Consider the following 17,607-nt stretch of genomic DNA (forward strand, 5'->3'; position numbering starts at 1 on the left):
CTAAAGTAACCTAAATGCTCTGAAAACTGCTTTCCTAAAAATAGTTCGAAAGTTTTCTGATTTAGAAAGCAAAACCTGTGTTGCATAGTAAGGTTTGTTCCTGCTCTTCGCTTTACTTCGTTGCAACCGAGGTTCGCTCCGATCACCCGCCTGCAACGGGCAAGGGTTTAGACACGCAAAACAGTGCTGTGAACTTTCAGGAATAATAGTTCATTATGATAAAAACCCTTCCAAAATGAAAAGACTATTTTATTTATTGCCATCACGAAAATAACGTAAACACCTATTCAACAACCATTTAAATACCAAGTTGATGCACTGGCATCACTATTGATCACAAGCTGAACGGATGCAAATTATCTAACCTTTGTTATTTAATTTAGTTCACCAGTAAACAGATTCAATTATAAGTTACTTTTACCACGAAAAGAGTGAATTGCTTTGCGTTTTTCGCGGAAAAATTTTTACGCTTTGCGGTTAAATAAATCACCATGAAAATAAAAACCAAACTCCGCCTCGGATTCGGCTTTCTCTTTATCATCGTCTTATCCTTCGGATTAATTGCACTCTTTTTTTTAAATGAGCTTTCCAATAAATCGAAGGTAATTCTTAAAGACAACTACAAATCTTTGAAATATGTTGCCGCCATGCGCAATATAATCGACCAGTATGCTTTTCCCTTAAACAACAAACAGCTGACGACGTTTGAGGATAATCTGAAAAATGAGGGCTTAAACATTACCGAACCCGGAGAAAAAGCAGCCTTCCGGAAATTGGAAATAGCTTTTAATGCGCTGAAAGGCTCACCATCAGCAACGATTAAAGCAAGTAGCATTAAAAACGTGCGCGTTGCACTGCAGAATATAGAACAGGTGAACATGAAGGCCATTTACGATAAAAACGAACTGGCGAACGAGACCTCATCAAGGGCAAACCTCTATATTATGATAGCGGCAACCCTAAGTTTTATCATCCTTTTTACCTTCATTGTCAACTTTCCGGGTTTTGTGGCCAATCCCCTTGCCGAATTTAGTGCGGCAATTAAACAGATTAGTCGTAAAAATTATAAACAGCGTTTGCATTTCAAAAACGAAGATGAGTTTACAGAACTGGCACACTCCTTTAACGGAATGGTAATTAAATTAAATGAATGGGAAAACAGCAACTTATCTAAAATTAAATCCGAAAAATCACGTATAGAAGCCATAATTGCGCAAATGCAGGATGCCATTATCGGTTTAAATGAGAAAGGAGAAGTACTCTTTTTGAACCACCTGGCAGCAAAACTGATTAGCCTGGATGAAGATAAGGTGATTGGTCAAAACGTCGCCGAACTGATGCAAAAAAATGAGTTGCTGAAACGGATCATTAAACCTGAAACCAATGACAACACCTTAAAAATTTATGCTGATGACAAAGAATCTTATTTTCTGCTGGAGAATCGCGAAATCATTATTCCAAATTATGAGGAGCAGGATGATAACACCTTGATTGCTTCGTGTAAATCGGCCGGAAGCGTTTACACCTTAAAAAACATTACACAATTTAAAGAGCTTGATGAAGCTAAAACCAATTTTATTGCCACGGTTTCACATGAACTAAAAACACCGCTTTCATCCATCAAAATGAGCTTGAAATTGCTTAACGATGAACGTGTGGGTATGATGAACCAAGAACAGCACGAGTTGCTTAACCACATTAAAGAAGATAGCGACAGACTGCTAAAAATCACCAGTGAACTGCTTGATCTCTCGCAAGTGGAAACCGGTAATTTGAAACTTACTTTTGCCCTAATCAAGCCACAAGAAATTGTGCATTATGCTGTTGATGCAGTTAAGTTCCAGGCCGAACAGAAATCGATTCAACTGGTGCTTAATTGCGACCAGAATTTACCCAATGTAAATGCCGATATCCAAAAAACAGCCTGGGTAATGGTTAACTTTTTATCTAATGCCTTGCGTTACAGTTCAGAAAAATCGAAAGTAGTTATTGATGTTTTACAAAAAGACAATTTTGTCGAATTCTCTGTGCGCGATTTTGGAAAAGGAATTGAAGAAAAATACCAGAAAAGATTATTCGACAGGTATTTCCAGGTACCAACTGATGGTCAGAATAAATCTGGCTCTGGATTAGGCTTAGCTATTTCTAAAGATTTTATCGAAGCCGAAAATGGGAAGATATGGGTAGTCAGTGCCATTGGGGAAGGCAGCAAGTTTTGTTTTAGTTTACCTGTTGCGGAATAGGTTCTATTTTTTAACGCAAAGGACGCAACGCTTTTCGAAGAGCTTAAGAGCTTAAGTTCAGGTAGCTATTAAGATTTTTGATGCAATTATTTATATAGAGCAAATCGCCATGCTGAATTTATTTTACAAGTAGTGCTAGCGTTTTCAATTGCATTGTAGCTACTTCGTGGTCAGCATCTTTTACTGTAAAATAGACCCTGGAATAAATTTACTTCGTAGCTTTCCGCTTCGCTACAGGTCAGGGTGACGACTAGAAATAAAAATATCTACGAAAATCTTCTGAAGAGCTTATTAATCAAACCCAAGTAATCAGCTATTTATCACAGAGAATTAAGTGGTAACATGTTTGCAAAAATAACTCCTAGCACCCGATGTATTACCTCATTTTTTCTGTAGTTAACGCTAAAAGCCAACGGCTCAACCCTCACCTATACAATGTACGGTTCCATTTCCTTGTCGATACTTTTACGCAGTTCCATTAATTTGATAGCGTAACCGTGCATGGCAATTTCTTTTTCTGTTTTAGGTTTAAAAGCCGGAATTGGCTTTGGTTGACCATTGTCATCTACCGCAACAAAAACAATAATACAGTGTGTATTTTTAACAAAATCGGTTTGCTCTACCGGTTTTGAATAAGCATCAACGGCGATATGCATACTGGTTTTACCCGTGTAAATAATGCGTGCTTCCATTTTAACCAAATGCCCGATGTGAACAGGATGAAAAAACCTGATTCCCCCCACATAAACGGTTACACAATAGGTTTGGCTCCACTGCAGGGCGCAGGCAAAAGCAGCCTGATCGATCCATTTCATCATCATCCCGCCATGTACCTTACCGCCATAGTTAACATCAGAGGGTTCGCTTAAAAATTGAAGTTCGATATGGTTTTTGGCTTTGGGCATAATTAGCTGATTTAATGGTTTGCTAAGATATTATAAATACGGTATAATAAAAAAGTAGATTAAGGGTGCAATCAGGTGTTGCCATCTGAGTGATAGGTAACCTGGTGCCAGTTGGTAAGAACCTACATCGCCAAGTTTAACCACAGATAAAACGGATAAACATAGATAATAATTTGAATCCGTATTTATCTGTGCTTATCCGTGGCAAAAAAACAGCAGTTAAAAAAGTCGTAGTGAGACGCCACGACCAGAAAAGCGCTACGACCAGAAGAAAATCGTGTCAGTTGGCCACAACCGACACCACGCTTACAATTGACACCACTAATTCAAATTATTTAGCTATGATACTAACTGCATATCCACCGCCCGGGGCGCAATACTGTGTCAACTTCGTTTTATTGGTTACTTCCATTTTGCGGATGGTATAGGCTTTTGGATTGGTTTCATAATGGGCATCCTTTGCGTCAGCATAAATGGTTGCCGTATATTTTTTACCCGGATCTAAAAAGCTGAAGTCGATTTTTGAAATGCGGGCTTCCTCATCATTGGTACGGCCTACAAACCAATTATTTTTACCTTTTGCCTTACGTGCAAAAGTGATATAATCACCAGGTTCAGCTTCTAATACTTTGGTATCGTCCCAATCTACCGCTACATCTTTAATAAACTGGAAAGCATCCATATACTTGTTATACGTTTCTGGTAAATCGGCAGCCATTTGCAAAGGGCTATACATGGTTACATAAAGCGCCAGTTGACGCGCCAAAGTACTGTGTACAAAAGAAGTATTTGCAGGATTATACGCACTTACCCTGGTTTCAAATATACCGGGGGTATAATCCATCGGACCGCCGATTAAACGGGTAAAAGGCAAAATGGTGGTATGATCGGCATTATTCCCGCCAAATGCCTCATATTCGGTTCCCCTGGCCGATTCGTTTCCGATTAAATTTGGGTAAGTCCGCGCTAAACCTGTCGGGCGGACCGCTTCGTGTGCATTCACCATAATTTTATACTCGGCCGCTTTTTGAATGGCATACAAGTAATGATTATTTAACCACTGACCGTAATGGTGTTCTCCCCTTGGAATGATATTACCTACATAACCACTTTTAACCGCATCGTAACCATTGGCTTTCATAAATTTATAAGCCGTATCTAAATGACGTTCATAATTACGAACCGATGAAGAAGTTTCGTGGTGCATAATCATTTTTACGCCTTTACTTGCCGCATAACCGTGTAGCTCTTTAACATCAAAATCGGGGTAGGGAGTAACAAAATCAAATACATCATCTTTTGTTTTACCAAACCAATCTTCCCAACCTTCGTTCCAGCCCTCAACTAAAACAGCATCTAAACCATTTTTCGCAGCGAAATCGATATATTCTTTAACGTGCGCAGTATTTGCGGCATGTTTTCCATTGGGTTTTGTTTTCGAGTAATCGGTTACACCCAACTGCACACTGGTTAAATCATTGTAGGCCCAGGTACTTTTTCCAGTGATCATTTCCCACCAAACCCCAACATATTTGGTTGGCTTTATCCACGATACATCTTTGAATTTTGTGGGTTCGTTAAGGTTGTAGGTAAGCTTCGAAGTTAAGATATCACCAGCTTTATCGCTCACTATAATGGTACGCCAGGGAGACAAACAGGGTGCCTGCATATATCCCTTATCGCCTACTGCATCTGGTGTTAACCATGATTCCAAAATCATATGCTGATCATCCAGATTTAATGACATCAAAGAATAGTTGACCAACGCTGCTTCATGTATGTTGATATACAAGCCATCTTTGCTCTTCATCATCAAAGGCGTTTGTAAGCCCGTTGGCGAAAAAGTAGTCTGAGAGGCATTTGGTGTTACAGCAGCTTTCATTTTACCACGAACTTCCGACAAATTTGAAGTCACGGTGCTGTACTCCTGTGTATCATAATCTCCGGGAAGCCAAAAAGCTTTATGATCACCAGCCAGGGCAAATTGCGTTTTCTCCTCTCTGATTACAAAATAATCCAGATTTTTCTGCTCGGGAAATTCATATCTGAAACCCAGGCCATCATTAAACAAACGCAAGCGGATAATAATATAACGGTTTGTTTCTTTTTGCGTTAAAGTTACCGCTAGTTCGTTGTAATGGTTTAGAATTTCTTTCACTTCGCCCCAAACCGGTTTCCAGCTTTCGTTAAAAGTGCTGGTTTTTGTATCAGTGATGGAGAAACCATCTATTAAAGATTTACCCTCTTTAAGTTCCAAACCTAACTTACTCGTTTTGATTACCTCTTTTCCTTTGTACTTTAAGCTGTAGGTAGGTATTCCCCCATCGGCCAGAGCGAAACGGGCTACCATATTGCCATCCGGAGACTTCAAATCTTTTTCGGGAACGTTCCCGAAAGCATTCCCAAAAAATAGCAGATTGCATATTAGCATAAGGATTATAGAGCCGGTAAATAATTGGTCAGTTTTTTTATTCATGTTGTCTTTTAATTATTATTATTACTAATTTATCATATTAGCGCGTGCAGGTTTTGGTTTACCTAATATGGAAATGTCTGCAATGTTCCGTTTCGTGGCGAAACTAACCGCAGCGAGTATATGAGATTTATATTTTTTATTCCTACGCCATGGTTCGTGTCGCCACGAACCATTTTCTAAAAATCTGCAATGTCTAAATTATTCGTATTACTCCAAAAGCAACGTGTCGTCGTCATCATCGGTTAAACTCAGCTGCACACTATCACTACCGGCAATTCCTTCTATTGAGCCACGGATATGAGTCGCGTTTAAAAGTACTTTCTCCAATTGTTTTTCACGGGCTTTCCATAAACGTTCCATTGCATCACGCTCGCGCTGTATCGAAAGTTTCATGCTCATAAAACCTTCCCTAATGGCTTTCCATTGTTCAGAAAACTCTGCACCCATTAAATAATCATATAACATATGCATTTTTTCACCACGGTTTTCCTGCGACTTTATTGCTCCGGCCAAACGCAAAATACCTTCGCGCAATACATAAGCTACCGCATTAACTTCTTCGAAAGAACAGATCCAAACCCCATCACGCTGCCCAAAACAATCCATTCCCTTTGGGTAACACTGACTCACAATTACGGCTACATCAATGCCCATGCTTCGCATATCTTTCTTCAATTTCTCAATCCAGTCACCACCAAAATCTTTAGTCCGTTTGCTTTCGTAAATTATTTTACCGCATTCCTGTCCGAACTGGTTACGCACCACCTGTATACAATCTGCCCCACGCACCCCCTTACCTACTTCTTCAATTAAATCGAAAGGGTAATTGGTACGCAGCAGTTCTTCCAAAATCAATTCCTGCACCTCACCCTGCAATTGCATACTCCCCTGCTCGGCTTTACGTTTCATCTCTTCGGCCAATTTTTTCTGATCATCAAGCTGTTTTTCCAGCTCCTTTAAGCGCAATTGATGCTCTGTATCTTTAATGCTATTTTTTTCTGCCTCCTGTTTACGAATCTGTTCTACCAGTTCATTACGCTGTTCCTGCATTTTACGTTGAAAAGCGAGTTCCATTTCTTCTTCTTTCACCTTCAGGCTTTCCTCACGTCGTAAAAAATCGAGTTCTTTTTCGCGTGCCAACTTTAGCTTTTCGGCATTATCTTTTGCATTACCCTCCAATATCTGCAGCTTGTTTTCAAAATCGGCCGAGATACTTTTACGGAGGTTTTCCTCCAGGTTATCTTTAAGCTTGTTTTTTTCTTCGGCAAGTTTAGCTTCAAACGCTTTTAACTGCTGCTGTTTTTCTGACTCAAAAACCTGCAGTTTACGGTGATATTCTTCATCTTTCTGCCTGGCATAAGCAGCCGCTTTCTCACGTAACTCTTTCTTATAATCTTCGGCCATGGCTTCTTCCATCGGAAAAACATGGGCACAATTAGGGCATTTTATTTCAGTAGGCATAAATTATTTTTTTAACGCAGCAAAAACTGGGGATTGCAAAGATAATTAAAGCTTTTTATGATTGCATGGATGAGTTTTGCACCATTACCTAAAGCACTTTCGATCTGATTTCATGACCAGCCGCTAGCAGTTTACTTACCGGGCATTTTATTGCAATTTCCTCCAGCCTAAGTTTCTGTTCTTCGCTAAGTATACCCGTACAGGTAATTTCTTCTAAAAATATCGTCTCGCCGTTTTCAGTATCAATGTTTACTTCTACTTCAATTTTATCAATTGACCATTCTTTTCTATCTGCATACATCCTTAAGGTTATGGCTACGCAAGAGGCCAAAGAAGCCATTAATAATCCTTTCGGGGCAAAACCTTTGTGTGTACCCCCCAATTCCAGCGGTTCATCTACTATAATATCATGCGAGCCATTAGTGACCGAACAGGCATAGTGTTCTCTATTTATCGTTGCTTTTACCATCGTAATTCGTTTTAGTAATCCAAATATTGGTCTTTAACTTTAAACATATGTAATTGTCTGGTCTTTTTTTTATGAACGGCTTAAACTGAAAATCCTTTTTCAAAATAAGCGACTGCAATTACTTTCAAAATCAAAAAAACTCAAACATTATAACATGCCAATTGTTCCTTTTTAAAAACACTACCTTATGAAATACAGAAAGTTAATCGGAAAATATTTAAAGCACGAATCAGATAACAGTGCAAAAATAGCCCTGGCCTTAGTAGCTGGTTTAGCGGCTGGAGCAGTAATTAGTATTTTATTTGCCCCTGATAGTGGCGCAGGCACGCGTGGAAAAATTGCGGGCGGTGCTAAAAACCTTCGTTATGGTTTTCAAGACAAATATAACTTACTAAAAGAAAAAGTTTTTGGTGTTGAAGCAATTGAAGAAGATATTGTTGAACATGAGGTACCTCATTTTAAGCACACAATTGCTAAAAAACGCAAATCGGATGTGAAAGAAATTCTGGAACATGCACATGAAAATGGACAGGTTCAGGAAGGACAGGGTTAAATAAGTAAAATTAGGTTTTTGGTATGGATTAACAAACACATGCCAAGAACCTTTTAATCTGTAAATTGACCGTTAGTTTGTTGGCTAATTGCTGGCAAGTACAAACTAATAAACAAATGACCACTGAATGGAATGAACCACTTTACCCTTCAATTGCTTTCCAAAGCATATCTTTCAGTTCTAAAATATTTTTTTCAGCTACTGACGAGATAAATATAGAAGGAATATTTGGCAGATCCTGCTTCATTTCTTCCATCAGTTCTTCATCCAACATATCTGATTTGGTAATGGCTAAAACGTGGGGTTTTTGCATTAATTCTGGATTGTAGGATTCCAGCTCGCTTTTAAGAATGGCATATTCTTCTTTAATTGAGCGACTTGTATCAGCTGGAACCATGAACAATAATACTGAGTTACGCTCGATATGACGCAAGAAACGGTATCCTAAACCTTTGCCTTTTGATGCACCTTCTATAATACCAGGAATATCAGCCATCACAAAAGATTTTCCGCCCCTGTAACTTACAATACCCAAATTAGGAACAATGGTAGTAAAAGGATAATCGGCAATTTCTGGTTTAGCCGCAGAAACGACAGAAAGTAAAGTAGATTTTCCTGCATTCGGAAAACCGACAAGGCCCACATCGGCTAAAACTTTTAATTCTAAAATGTTCCAAACCTCTTGCCCCTGCTCGCCCGGTTGCGCAAAGCGAGGCGTTTGCTGAACCGCATTTTTAAAATGGGCATTACCCAAACCTCCACGACCGCCAGGAGTCAAAATCTTGGTTTCGCCATCCTTGGTAATTTCGAAAAGGATTTCTCCGGTTTCAGCATCTTTGGCAATGGTACCCAGCGGAACTTCTAATATTTCATCCTTGCCTTGTTTACCAGATTTATGGGAACTACCACCCGCTCCTCCATCTTCAGCAATAATGTGCTTGCGGTATTTAAGGTGTAATAATGTCCAGATATGGATACTGCCTTTGACGATAATGTGGCCGCCGCGACCGCCATCACCACCATCGGGACCACCCATTGACGTTAAAATATCACGATGTAAATGTGCCGAACCTGCACCGCCTTTACCGGAACGGCAACAAATTTTTACATAATCTACGAAATTCGAACCCTGCGACATATTTTATTATTGTAATGTTTAATAATGGAAAGTTGAAGCAACAATTCCTTTAAAATTAAAGAGTTATAACGTTTTTAACATTATAACTCCTTGTATGTTTTGAAATGATATCAGGTGTTAAAATTAACCCTAATGCATTTTCATGATACCTGATAATTGGTATTTACACCTAATATTTAATTAATGAATTAAACCTTATATTGATCAATTACCGCGCAAAGATCATTATAAATGGTTTCAATTTCACCAATTCCGTTTACTTTATTCAACTTTCCCTGTGCTTCGTAATAAGGCAATACATGAATGGTTTTATCAAAATATTCTGCAATCCGTTTTTTCAGTTTTTCAGCATCATCATCCGGACGGCCGCTAATTTTGTGGCGTTCAGCAATACGTTTGGTAAGTTCTTCCTGGTCAACATCTAAAGCAATAACGCCGGCAATTTTACTGCCTTTACGCTCTAAAAATAAATCAAGCTCTTTTGCTTGCGGAACAGTACGTGGGAATCCATCAAATACAAATCCTTTAGCATCAGGATTTTTATCTACTTCTTCTTCAAGCATGGCAATGGTAATGGCATCAGGAACCAATTCCCCGTCAGCCAATAATCGACTCACTTTTTTTCCCAGTTCGGTTTCTCCTTTAACATGTGCTCTAAAAAGATCGCCTGTTGAAACGTGTACCAACTGATATTTTGCAATCAGCTTTTCAGATTGGGTGCCTTTACCCGCCCCTGGAGGGCCAAAGAGAACTAAATTAAGCATTCAGGTTGTTTAGGTTGTCTTCAAAAATTAAAAAGCCTTATTCCTATGGCTCGGTTACAAGTTATGTTTAAATCTCTGATTAAGAGGAGTAGACATTACTTACTTTCAAGGCTGCAAATATATAATTATTAATTTAGATGGCATTTAAAATTGATAATATATTTAAAAAATGGCTATTTTAATGACATTTATCTTCTTCTAAGAAGAATCTTGTGCGATTTTTATATTTAGCAAAATTTTCTTCAAATAACAGGTCATATTGCCGAAAGATTCTTTTTACATTTTAAGTAGTTTTATAGTATTTGCAGGACTTTTGATCTTATGCTGTACTAAGTGAAATGGATATGCACCTGATTTTACTGGATGTTAACGTCCATACAGTTCGGTTTCGCCTTTCAACCAATTAAGCGTTTCATCTGTTATAAAATTTTTATCTGCTCTCCAGGTCCAGTTTCCGGTTGCTTTCCCCGGTATGTTCATCCGGGCCTTTTCATCCAATTTTAGAATATCCTGCATAGGGATGATGGCGATTTTGGCAATGGAAGCATAACACAGTTTGATCAGGATGTTATTGATATTTTTTTCATTTATCGCTGTACCTACATACCTGGAAAGCCGCTCTTTAACGGTTGGATCTGCTTCATTTTTAAACCAGCCTAAAGTGGTATTGTTATCATGCGTTCCGGTATAAGCAATGCAATTTGCGGAGTCAAACTGATGCGGAATATGCACTGATCCGGCTAAATCTTCGCCAAATGCAAACTGTAGTACCTTCATACCTGGCAATTGGAATTGCGCTCTCAAATGTTCTACATCTTCTGAAATTTCGCCTAAATCTTCAGCAATAAAAGGAAGTTTGCCCAAGTTCTTTTCTATTGTTTTAAAAAAATTGGCACCTACTCCTGGCTTCCATGTACCATCAATTGCATCTTTACTACCTGCGGCAACCTGCCAGTAAGTGGAAAAGGCGATAAAATGATCTAAGCGAAGAAGATTAAACAACTGTTGATTTTTCTTCAGGCGGTCTCCCCACCATGTAAAACCATCCTTTTTCATTTTTTCCCAGTTGTATATCGGCATGCCCCAAAGCTGTCCCTTTTCATTAAAATAATCGGGAGGAACGCCAGCCACCACGGTCATATTTCCACTTTCGTCCAGTAGAAAATTTTCCCGATGCGACCATACCTCAACAGCATCATAATCAAGGTAAAATGGAAGATCGCCAATCAGGCCTATGCCTTTCGCATTTGCGTATTCTTTTAAACGGTACCACTGACGATAGAAAATAAACTGGTTCCATTTTATTTCTTCTATTTCTGCCTGATTGTTTTTTTCAAAGTCAGCGATGGTTTGTGGATCTTTTAATTTATATTTTTCTGACCAGTTAAACCACTCTTTACCTTTAAAATGTTGCTTTATGCAGGTGTAAACAGAAAAGTCGGCCAACCAACTTTGTTCGCCTTTGCAAAACAGGTTAAATTCGTTTATCAGTTGTTCATCTCCGCTAACTTTAAACAGCTGATAAGCCTGATGTAACACCTGCCGTTTCATTTTTTCAGTTTTCTCAAAATCTATCGGCCCGGTTTCTGGCAGCATAACAGCATTCAGATCACTTTCACTTAAAAGCGTTTGTTCAACCAGGCTTTCAGGACTGATGAGCATTGTATTACCGGCCATTGAAGAACTACTGGAATAAGGTGAATAGCCAGTTTCTTTCTTGGTTGGGTTAAGTGGTAAAACCTGCCAGTAGCGTTGTCGTGATTCGGCCAGAAAATCTACAAATTGGTATGCTCCAGGGCCTAAATCGCCCATACCAAAACGGGATGGCAAAGCGGTGATGTGCATGAGCACCCCTGCAGCACGCTGATTATCTCCTGAGGTTAACTTAATTACCGCCAATGGAACCTGGTGAAACAATTGACTGATCTGAACACCTTTATGCAACGGATCTTTATACTCTTTTTTCGCTGTTAGCAGGTTTTGCCAACTCAATGGTGCATCATTTGGCAACAACACTTCGGTATCTTCCCAGTCGAAATTATCCGCTGTTACATTTTGATTTTTACAGCATTTTGCAAAACCCAAAGGAACCACAGTGATTAACCATTGCTGTTCATATTGTCGGGCGAAAGCACAAATATGCTGGCTGTACTTACCTTGAACCTGCAAAGGGAGGTAGGCCCCACGCTCAAAAACTTCTGCCTCTGATTTCCTGATCGCTAGCAAAGTTTGGGTTAACCACATTTTTATCTTTCCTGAAGATCTTTCTTTTAACAGTTTTTTAAAATCTACAGGATCATCAAATGAAGCCAACAGATTAGTCCTGTTGTCAAAATCTACAGGTCTTCTGTTATCGGGATCGACCAGACTTAAATCCCATAATTCCGTTCCCTGGTAAATGTCAGGGATACCCGGGCAGGTAAATTTAAGGGTAAGCTGAGTTAAGCTATTGATGACCGCAAAATCAGCAATTCTCTTTAAAAAATTTTTGATTAAACGATTGCTCTCCTGGGGCTCAGTTAAGATAAGCTGCGAAAATTCTGTAAGTTTGTTCTCGTAATCTTCATCTGGATTTGCCCAATCTGACCGCTTTTTCGATTCCCTTAGTGCTTTTATAATAAATTCGGCCAAACGGTTTTCGATTTCAGCATCATCATCTTCATGAAAGGGCAAAGCACCAATAATGGTCTGCAGGACTAGATAAATATCATTATCATGTAATCGCTTAAAAGCTGTATTTTTTTCTTGCAGGGCAGTAAAAGTCTTTTTTAGCTGTTGAACAAGTAGGGTCCACTCATCGGTTAGATCGGTTAGAACATTTAATCTTGCCCTCACATCCTCCCCTTTTTTGGTGTCGTGAGTAGAACTTCCATTCATGCTAAATGGCCAGTCATGCTGTCGGTTATGCATTTCATCATGAAACTCAACCATCGTCATTCCAAAAGCATCGGGTGCGTCGCCCACTTCTGCATGGCCTATAAAGCGGTTATAGGTAAACATGGCGGTGTCTTCAACCCCTTTGGCCATGAGTGGTCCGGTAAACTGCATACAGCGTTGAAAAAAATGACTTAACTTTTTGTTGAAGTCTACATTTTTCTTTTTTGGAAGTTCCAAAAATATTTTGATCAATAGTTCTCCTGCTTTAGCTAGCTTTTTGTGTTGAAGAATGGGTTTAATCAGATTTTGAACATGAGTTGCTTCTTCTTCCGCCAAGGGAAAGCGATAATTATAATATCGGTATACGGGCATGGCAATCAGCATTTCTGCAAACGCCATTCTAAGATCGGCCTGATTTATGGTTGAAAAATCATCCAATTTAAGTGCAAGAAAATTTTCGAATAAATTATCCAGTTCGCCCTGCATGTGCTTAAACAGGATATTACTTTTTTTCTCGTAAATCAGCTTAGCCGGATCCAGCTTTTTGCCAGTTACCTCCTGATAAAGTTTGTTAAAAGGCTTTTCTGCCGCTTTATTGGTTAAAAGGTTGTTTACCGTTGCCAAAAAATCGTAACCGGTTGTTCCCTGTACTTTCCACGTTTGCGGTAACACTTCCCCTTGTTCTAGAATTTTTTCAACTACGATGTAAATGTCTTTACCTACCACTTTCCTGAGTCGTTGCACATATTCTTCAGGATTGTAAAGTCCATCAACATGATCAATCCTCAAGCCCTGGAAAATACCTTTATCTATCAATTCGAAAATATAACGGTGATAGCGATCGAAGGCTTCCTGATGTTGCATATTCAGGCAGATCAATGCATTAACGGTAAAAAACCTGCGATAGTTAATGTTATAGTTGGTTTCTTGCCAATTACATAAGCGGTAATGCTGGTTTTGAACAAGCTGGGTTAAAGCTTCGGCATCGCTATTTATGTCATCCAGATTTCGTTTCGAAAGCATCGTTGCCGTTTCTGCATTAACCGGCCAGTTTGATTCGCCGTAATTAAGGTAGTATTGATCTTTAACGGCCACTAACTTTATTTTTTGAGATGCAATTGCTTCTTCAAGGTCTTCGCCTAAAAAAGGGACCATCAAACGGCCATCCCCTTTTTGCAGATCAATATCAAAAAAATTTGCAAAATCTGAGGCTTTTCCTTTTTGCAGCACATCCATTAACCAGGCATTATCCGGATGGAAAGCCATATGGTTAGGCACGATATCCTGAAGCCAGCTGATGCCTGCAGCCTTTAACTTTTCTGAAATATTGATCAATTCGGCCTCTGTACCAATCTCTGGATTTATCTTCAGGGGATTCACCACGTCATAGCCGTGTGTACTTCCCGGCATGGCCTCAAAAATTGGCGAAGCGTATAAAGTCCCGATCCCCAGTTCTTTTAAATAGGGAATAATTTGATCGAGCGATTTAAAGTTAAAGTCTTTATGAAACTGGATCCGGTAGGTAGAAGTTGGTTTATGCATCTGCTTTGTAAAGAATAAGAATGGATTCGGGAAATAAATTAAGTTGGCCCTTAGCCACATGATGATTTGATTCTTGATTTGGGCCGTTCCACTGTATTAAGGTAGAATCTAATAACACCGATGCCTGTTGAAATGCAGGATCAATGGGTAAGGTTCGTATCTGGTTTGAAAAATTGAACATCGCCAAAATTTCTTTGCTGTCTTTCCATCGTTTTAATATGAGACAGTTTTTTTCAGGGAAAGCCTCTGCGCGTGCATTTTTCCGATCCAGGTTGGCAAGCACAGGATTTTGTTTCCGCAGTGCAATTAAGGTTTTATAATAATTGAGCATGATCTGGTGGCGCTGTTCTCCTGTTTTTCCCCAATCGAGCCTGGAACGTTCAAAAGTAGACACGGCCTGGGGGTCAGGTGTTTCGCCATGAGTATGGAAAGCGGCAAACTCTGCCTTTCTTCCTTTTCTTACCGCTTCAATCAGTTCTTCATCAATATGACTTACAAAAAACTGGAAAGGATTGGTTTCAGCCCATTCTTCACCCATAAATATCAAGGGTAAAAACGGACTGCAAAAAACTGCTCCTGCCATTACTTTCAATAATTCAAAACTAACCAGGCTACTGCTTCTTTCGCCAAGCATACGGTTACCCACCTGATCGTGATTTTGTGAAAAAACAATAAATTTAGCACCTGAAACTTGCTGTAAAGGCATTCCAAAATTTCTTTGCCGATGTGGAGAATACTGGCCGGTATACACATAAGCATCCTGGTAGGATTTAGCCAGATCGGCTACCCCGCTAAAATCTGAATAATAGCCCTCTTTCGCTTGCCCTGTACAAACCCGAAGGGCGTGGTGAAATTCATCTACCCATTGGGCATCCATACCATAGCCATAGTCACTTTGAGACCGGATATAACGTTCATCATTTAAATCAAGTTCAACAATTAACTGGTAAGGTCTGCCGCTAACCTCAGATAGTTTATCGGTATGTGTTTTAATCTCCGATAAAATATGGACAGGGCTCAGATCTTTAATGGCGTGTACGGCATCCAGCCTAAGGGCATCGATATGAAAATCCCTGAACCACATCAAGGCATTTTCAATAAAGAAATTGCGTACGGCATCGCAGTTTGCATCGTCAAAATTGATGGCTTTGCCCCATGGCGTGTTATATTTATCCGTAAAATATTCTCCAAAATCTGAGAAATAATTGCCTTCAGGCCCTACGTGGTTGTAAACAACATCTAAAATAACGGCCAAACCTTTAGCATGGCAGGCATTAACCAGGCGCTGCAAGGATGATGGTCCACCATAAGTATTTTGTACCGCAAAGGGAAATACACCATCATATCCCCAGTTTCTATTGCCTGAAAATTGTGCTACGGGCATAATTTCGATAGCCGTAATGCCAAGTTCAACCAGATAATCAAGTTTGGTTTCGATAGCGGCAAAATCTCCAACTGACGTAAAGGTCCCGGTATGGAGCTCATATATGATCAGATCTTTTAAGGCTAAACCCTTCCAATCGGCATCCGTCCACCCAAAAGCATTTACATCAAATGCAGTAGATGGTCCTATTGGTCCTTCTTCCTGAAATAAAGAAGCGGGATCTGCGCGTTTCAGGATTTCTCCCCCAGCTAAAGGCGTGATTTTAAAGCGATACTGATCATGCTTTCTGACCTGGTCTGTTCGCAAATACCAATAACCATAGCCTTCATCAACTAACTGTAACGTCAATTCGCGTGCTTCTATTAAAATAGAGACCTGTGCTGCCAATGGCGCCCAAAGCCGAATTTCTGCATCCCCGTTTTCATTAAAATTTAATCCTATTTTTCTCTTGCGTATATCTATTTCCATTGAAGCACTTTAGCAAAAAACAAGAAAAATGTCTCAAAAGTTTTAGAAATGGCTGGCTCGTTTATTAATGTTCAAAAAAGCCAAACCTTCTAAAATTTTATCTGGTTATATCTATACCTATTAAAAACATTTTTATGAACGGGAAAAAAAATCTTACACGACGCGAGGCGCTTGGGGGTCTCGGGATCGGACTGGCCAGCATGGCCATCGCACCAACACTAACTGCAGCCACAGTAGATCAAACCTATTACTCGCCACTTGCAGCGCTCGAAGATCCTACAACCAAGTATCCGCGACCACCCTTTAATCATCAAAATCAACCATGGCCGGCATTAGCCAGTAAAATGGTGCCGAAGCCTGATCATGGTGAAACCAGTTATAAAGGTTCAGGAAGATTGATGGGGAGAAAAGCACTGATCACGGGTGGCGATTCTGGTATGGGAAGAGCTGCAGCTATTGCCTATGCCAGAGAAGGTGCAGATGTGGCCATCAATTATCTACCACAAGAGGAGCCCGACGCTAGAGAAGTAGTTGAGCTGATCAAAAAAGCGGGTCGTAAAGCCGTTGCCATTCCTGGCGACATCAGAGATGAGGCTTTTTGTAAAAAGCTGGTTGATACCGCTGTAAGTCAGCTAGGCGGACTTGACATCCTGATTAGTAATGCCGCAAGACAACAAAGCACGCCTTCGCTTGCTGATTTAACCAGCGAGCAATTTGACTGGACGATAAAAACAAATATATATGCTCCCTTCTGGATTATTAAAGCAGCCTTACCACATTTAAAACCAGGCTCGTCCATTATTGGAACCACCTCGGTACAGGCAACCGATCCATCACCCGATCTTTATGATTATGCACAGACCAAAGCCGCTACCACAAATTTTGTAAAATCTCTAGCTAAACAACTTGGCCCTAAAGGCATCCGGGTAAATGGCGTTGCGCCGGGGCCAATATGGACACCTTTACAAATGGGAGGTGGATCAACACCCGAGAAACTTAAAGAATTTGGTAAAGATACGGCATTAGGCAGACCCGGACAGCCTGCTGAGCTGGCCTCGATTTATGTTCAGCTTGCTGCAAATGACGCCAGTTTTTCTACCGGGCAGATTTATGGCGCCGCCGGCGGAAATGGGCAACCTTAAGGGTAGCTGACAGGTAGTTAGGAATCGTCATTGCAAGAAGGCTTTTTCAGCCGACGAAGCCTGTCCCAACTTTTGGGAAAGCAATCTTTCTGGCAAAAGACTGCCGACATGAGAGATTGCCAACTTGTTGCCGGCGGGCTTTGTCGTTCCTCCTTGCAATGACGATCGCGCTGGTGGATTTTGTC

General features: G+C 40.0%; 11 protein-coding genes. 3 read left to right on the plus strand and 8 right to left on the minus strand.

Features of this window, described 5'->3' with window-relative positions; all coding sequences use genetic code 11:
- The first annotated feature begins 491 nt into the window (after positions 1 to 491).
- Positions 492 to 2,243: a HAMP domain-containing sensor histidine kinase gene (locus PGN18_RS05905; RefSeq protein WP_335318476.1), complete on the plus strand. Its 1,752-nt coding sequence runs from the start codon at positions 492 to 494 to the stop codon at positions 2,241 to 2,243.
- 428 nt (positions 2,244 to 2,671) lie between these two features.
- On the opposite strand, the gene PGN18_RS05910 is transcribed toward PGN18_RS05905, so the two are convergent.
- The 4 genes from PGN18_RS05910 to PGN18_RS05925 form a co-directional block, all read right to left on the minus strand.
- Complete coding sequence (locus PGN18_RS05910; protein WP_335318477.1) at positions 2,672 to 3,148, minus strand: acyl-CoA thioesterase; 477 nt, start codon at positions 3,146 to 3,148, stop codon at positions 2,672 to 2,674.
- Positions 3,149 to 3,479: 331 nt separating this feature from the next.
- Positions 3,480 to 5,624, minus strand: coding sequence for a glycoside hydrolase family 97 protein (locus PGN18_RS05915; RefSeq protein WP_335318478.1), 2,145 nt, complete (start codon positions 5,622 to 5,624; stop codon positions 3,480 to 3,482).
- Between the two features lie 207 nt (positions 5,625 to 5,831).
- A complete protein-coding gene (locus PGN18_RS05920) occupies positions 5,832 to 7,085 on the minus strand; it encodes a DUF2130 domain-containing protein (RefSeq protein WP_335318479.1) in 1,254 nt (417 codons plus the stop codon).
- Between the two features lie 88 nt (positions 7,086 to 7,173).
- Complete coding sequence (locus PGN18_RS05925; RefSeq protein WP_335318480.1) at positions 7,174 to 7,554, minus strand: OsmC family protein; 381 nt, start codon at positions 7,552 to 7,554, stop codon at positions 7,174 to 7,176.
- Between the two features lie 187 nt (positions 7,555 to 7,741).
- Here PGN18_RS05925 and PGN18_RS05930 point away from each other — a divergent pair, with 187 nt between their 5' ends.
- Positions 7,742 to 8,107: a YtxH domain-containing protein gene (locus PGN18_RS05930; RefSeq protein ID WP_335318481.1), complete on the plus strand. Its 366-nt coding sequence runs from the start codon at positions 7,742 to 7,744 to the stop codon at positions 8,105 to 8,107.
- Positions 8,108 to 8,249: 142 nt separating this feature from the next.
- Here PGN18_RS05930 and obgE read toward each other — a convergent pair whose 3' ends face one another.
- The 4 genes from obgE to treZ form a co-directional block, all read right to left on the minus strand.
- Entirely contained in the window at positions 8,250 to 9,245 is a 996-nt protein-coding gene (gene obgE, locus PGN18_RS05935; RefSeq protein WP_335318482.1) for a GTPase ObgE, read from the minus strand.
- Positions 9,246 to 9,433: 188 nt separating this feature from the next.
- Entirely contained in the window at positions 9,434 to 10,009 is a 576-nt protein-coding gene (locus PGN18_RS05940; protein ID WP_335318483.1) for an adenylate kinase, read from the minus strand.
- 366 nt (positions 10,010 to 10,375) lie between these two features.
- Positions 10,376 to 14,428, minus strand: a complete 4,053-nt coding sequence (gene treY / locus PGN18_RS05945) for a malto-oligosyltrehalose synthase (protein ID WP_335318484.1) — start codon at positions 14,426 to 14,428, stop codon at positions 10,376 to 10,378.
- Positions 14,421 to 16,280, minus strand: coding sequence for a malto-oligosyltrehalose trehalohydrolase (treZ, locus tag PGN18_RS05950; RefSeq protein ID WP_335318485.1), 1,860 nt, complete (start codon positions 16,278 to 16,280; stop codon positions 14,421 to 14,423). Before treZ ends, treY begins: the two co-directional genes overlap by 8 nt.
- A gap of 134 nt (positions 16,281 to 16,414) precedes the next feature.
- Here treZ and PGN18_RS05955 point away from each other — a divergent pair, with 134 nt between their 5' ends.
- Entirely contained in the window at positions 16,415 to 17,422 is a 1,008-nt protein-coding gene (locus PGN18_RS05955; protein ID WP_335318486.1) for an SDR family oxidoreductase, read from the plus strand.
- Positions 17,423 to 17,607: the final 185 nt, after the last annotated feature.

This window comes from Pedobacter terrae (assembly GCF_036946585.1).
GTDB classification, from domain to species: Bacteria; Bacteroidota; Bacteroidia; order Sphingobacteriales; family Sphingobacteriaceae; genus Pedobacter; species Pedobacter terrae_C.

Excerpts from the sequence above, each read along its gene's own strand:
- PGN18_RS05905 (WP_335318476.1), top strand. The coding sequence starts at position 492 with ATGAAAATAAAAACCAAACTCCGCCTCGGATTCGGCTTTCTCTTTATC.
- PGN18_RS05910 (WP_335318477.1), bottom strand. The coding sequence starts at position 3,148 with ATGCCCAAAGCCAAAAACCATATCGAACTTCAATTTTTAAGCGAACCC.
- PGN18_RS05915 (WP_335318478.1), bottom strand. The coding sequence starts at position 5,624 with ATGAATAAAAAAACTGACCAATTATTTACCGGCTCTATAATCCTTATG.
- PGN18_RS05920 (WP_335318479.1), bottom strand. The coding sequence starts at position 7,085 with ATGCCTACTGAAATAAAATGCCCTAATTGTGCCCATGTTTTTCCGATG.
- PGN18_RS05925 (WP_335318480.1), bottom strand. The coding sequence starts at position 7,554 with ATGGTAAAAGCAACGATAAATAGAGAACACTATGCCTGTTCGGTCACT.
- PGN18_RS05930 (WP_335318481.1), top strand. The coding sequence starts at position 7,742 with ATGAAATACAGAAAGTTAATCGGAAAATATTTAAAGCACGAATCAGAT.
- obgE (WP_335318482.1), bottom strand. The coding sequence starts at position 9,245 with ATGTCGCAGGGTTCGAATTTCGTAGATTATGTAAAAATTTGTTGCCGT.
- PGN18_RS05940 (WP_335318483.1), bottom strand. The coding sequence starts at position 10,009 with ATGCTTAATTTAGTTCTCTTTGGCCCTCCAGGGGCGGGTAAAGGCACC.
- treY (WP_335318484.1), bottom strand. The coding sequence starts at position 14,428 with ATGCATAAACCAACTTCTACCTACCGGATCCAGTTTCATAAAGACTTT.
- treZ (WP_335318485.1), bottom strand. The coding sequence starts at position 16,280 with ATGGAAATAGATATACGCAAGAGAAAAATAGGATTAAATTTTAATGAA.
- PGN18_RS05955 (WP_335318486.1), top strand. The coding sequence starts at position 16,415 with ATGAACGGGAAAAAAAATCTTACACGACGCGAGGCGCTTGGGGGTCTC.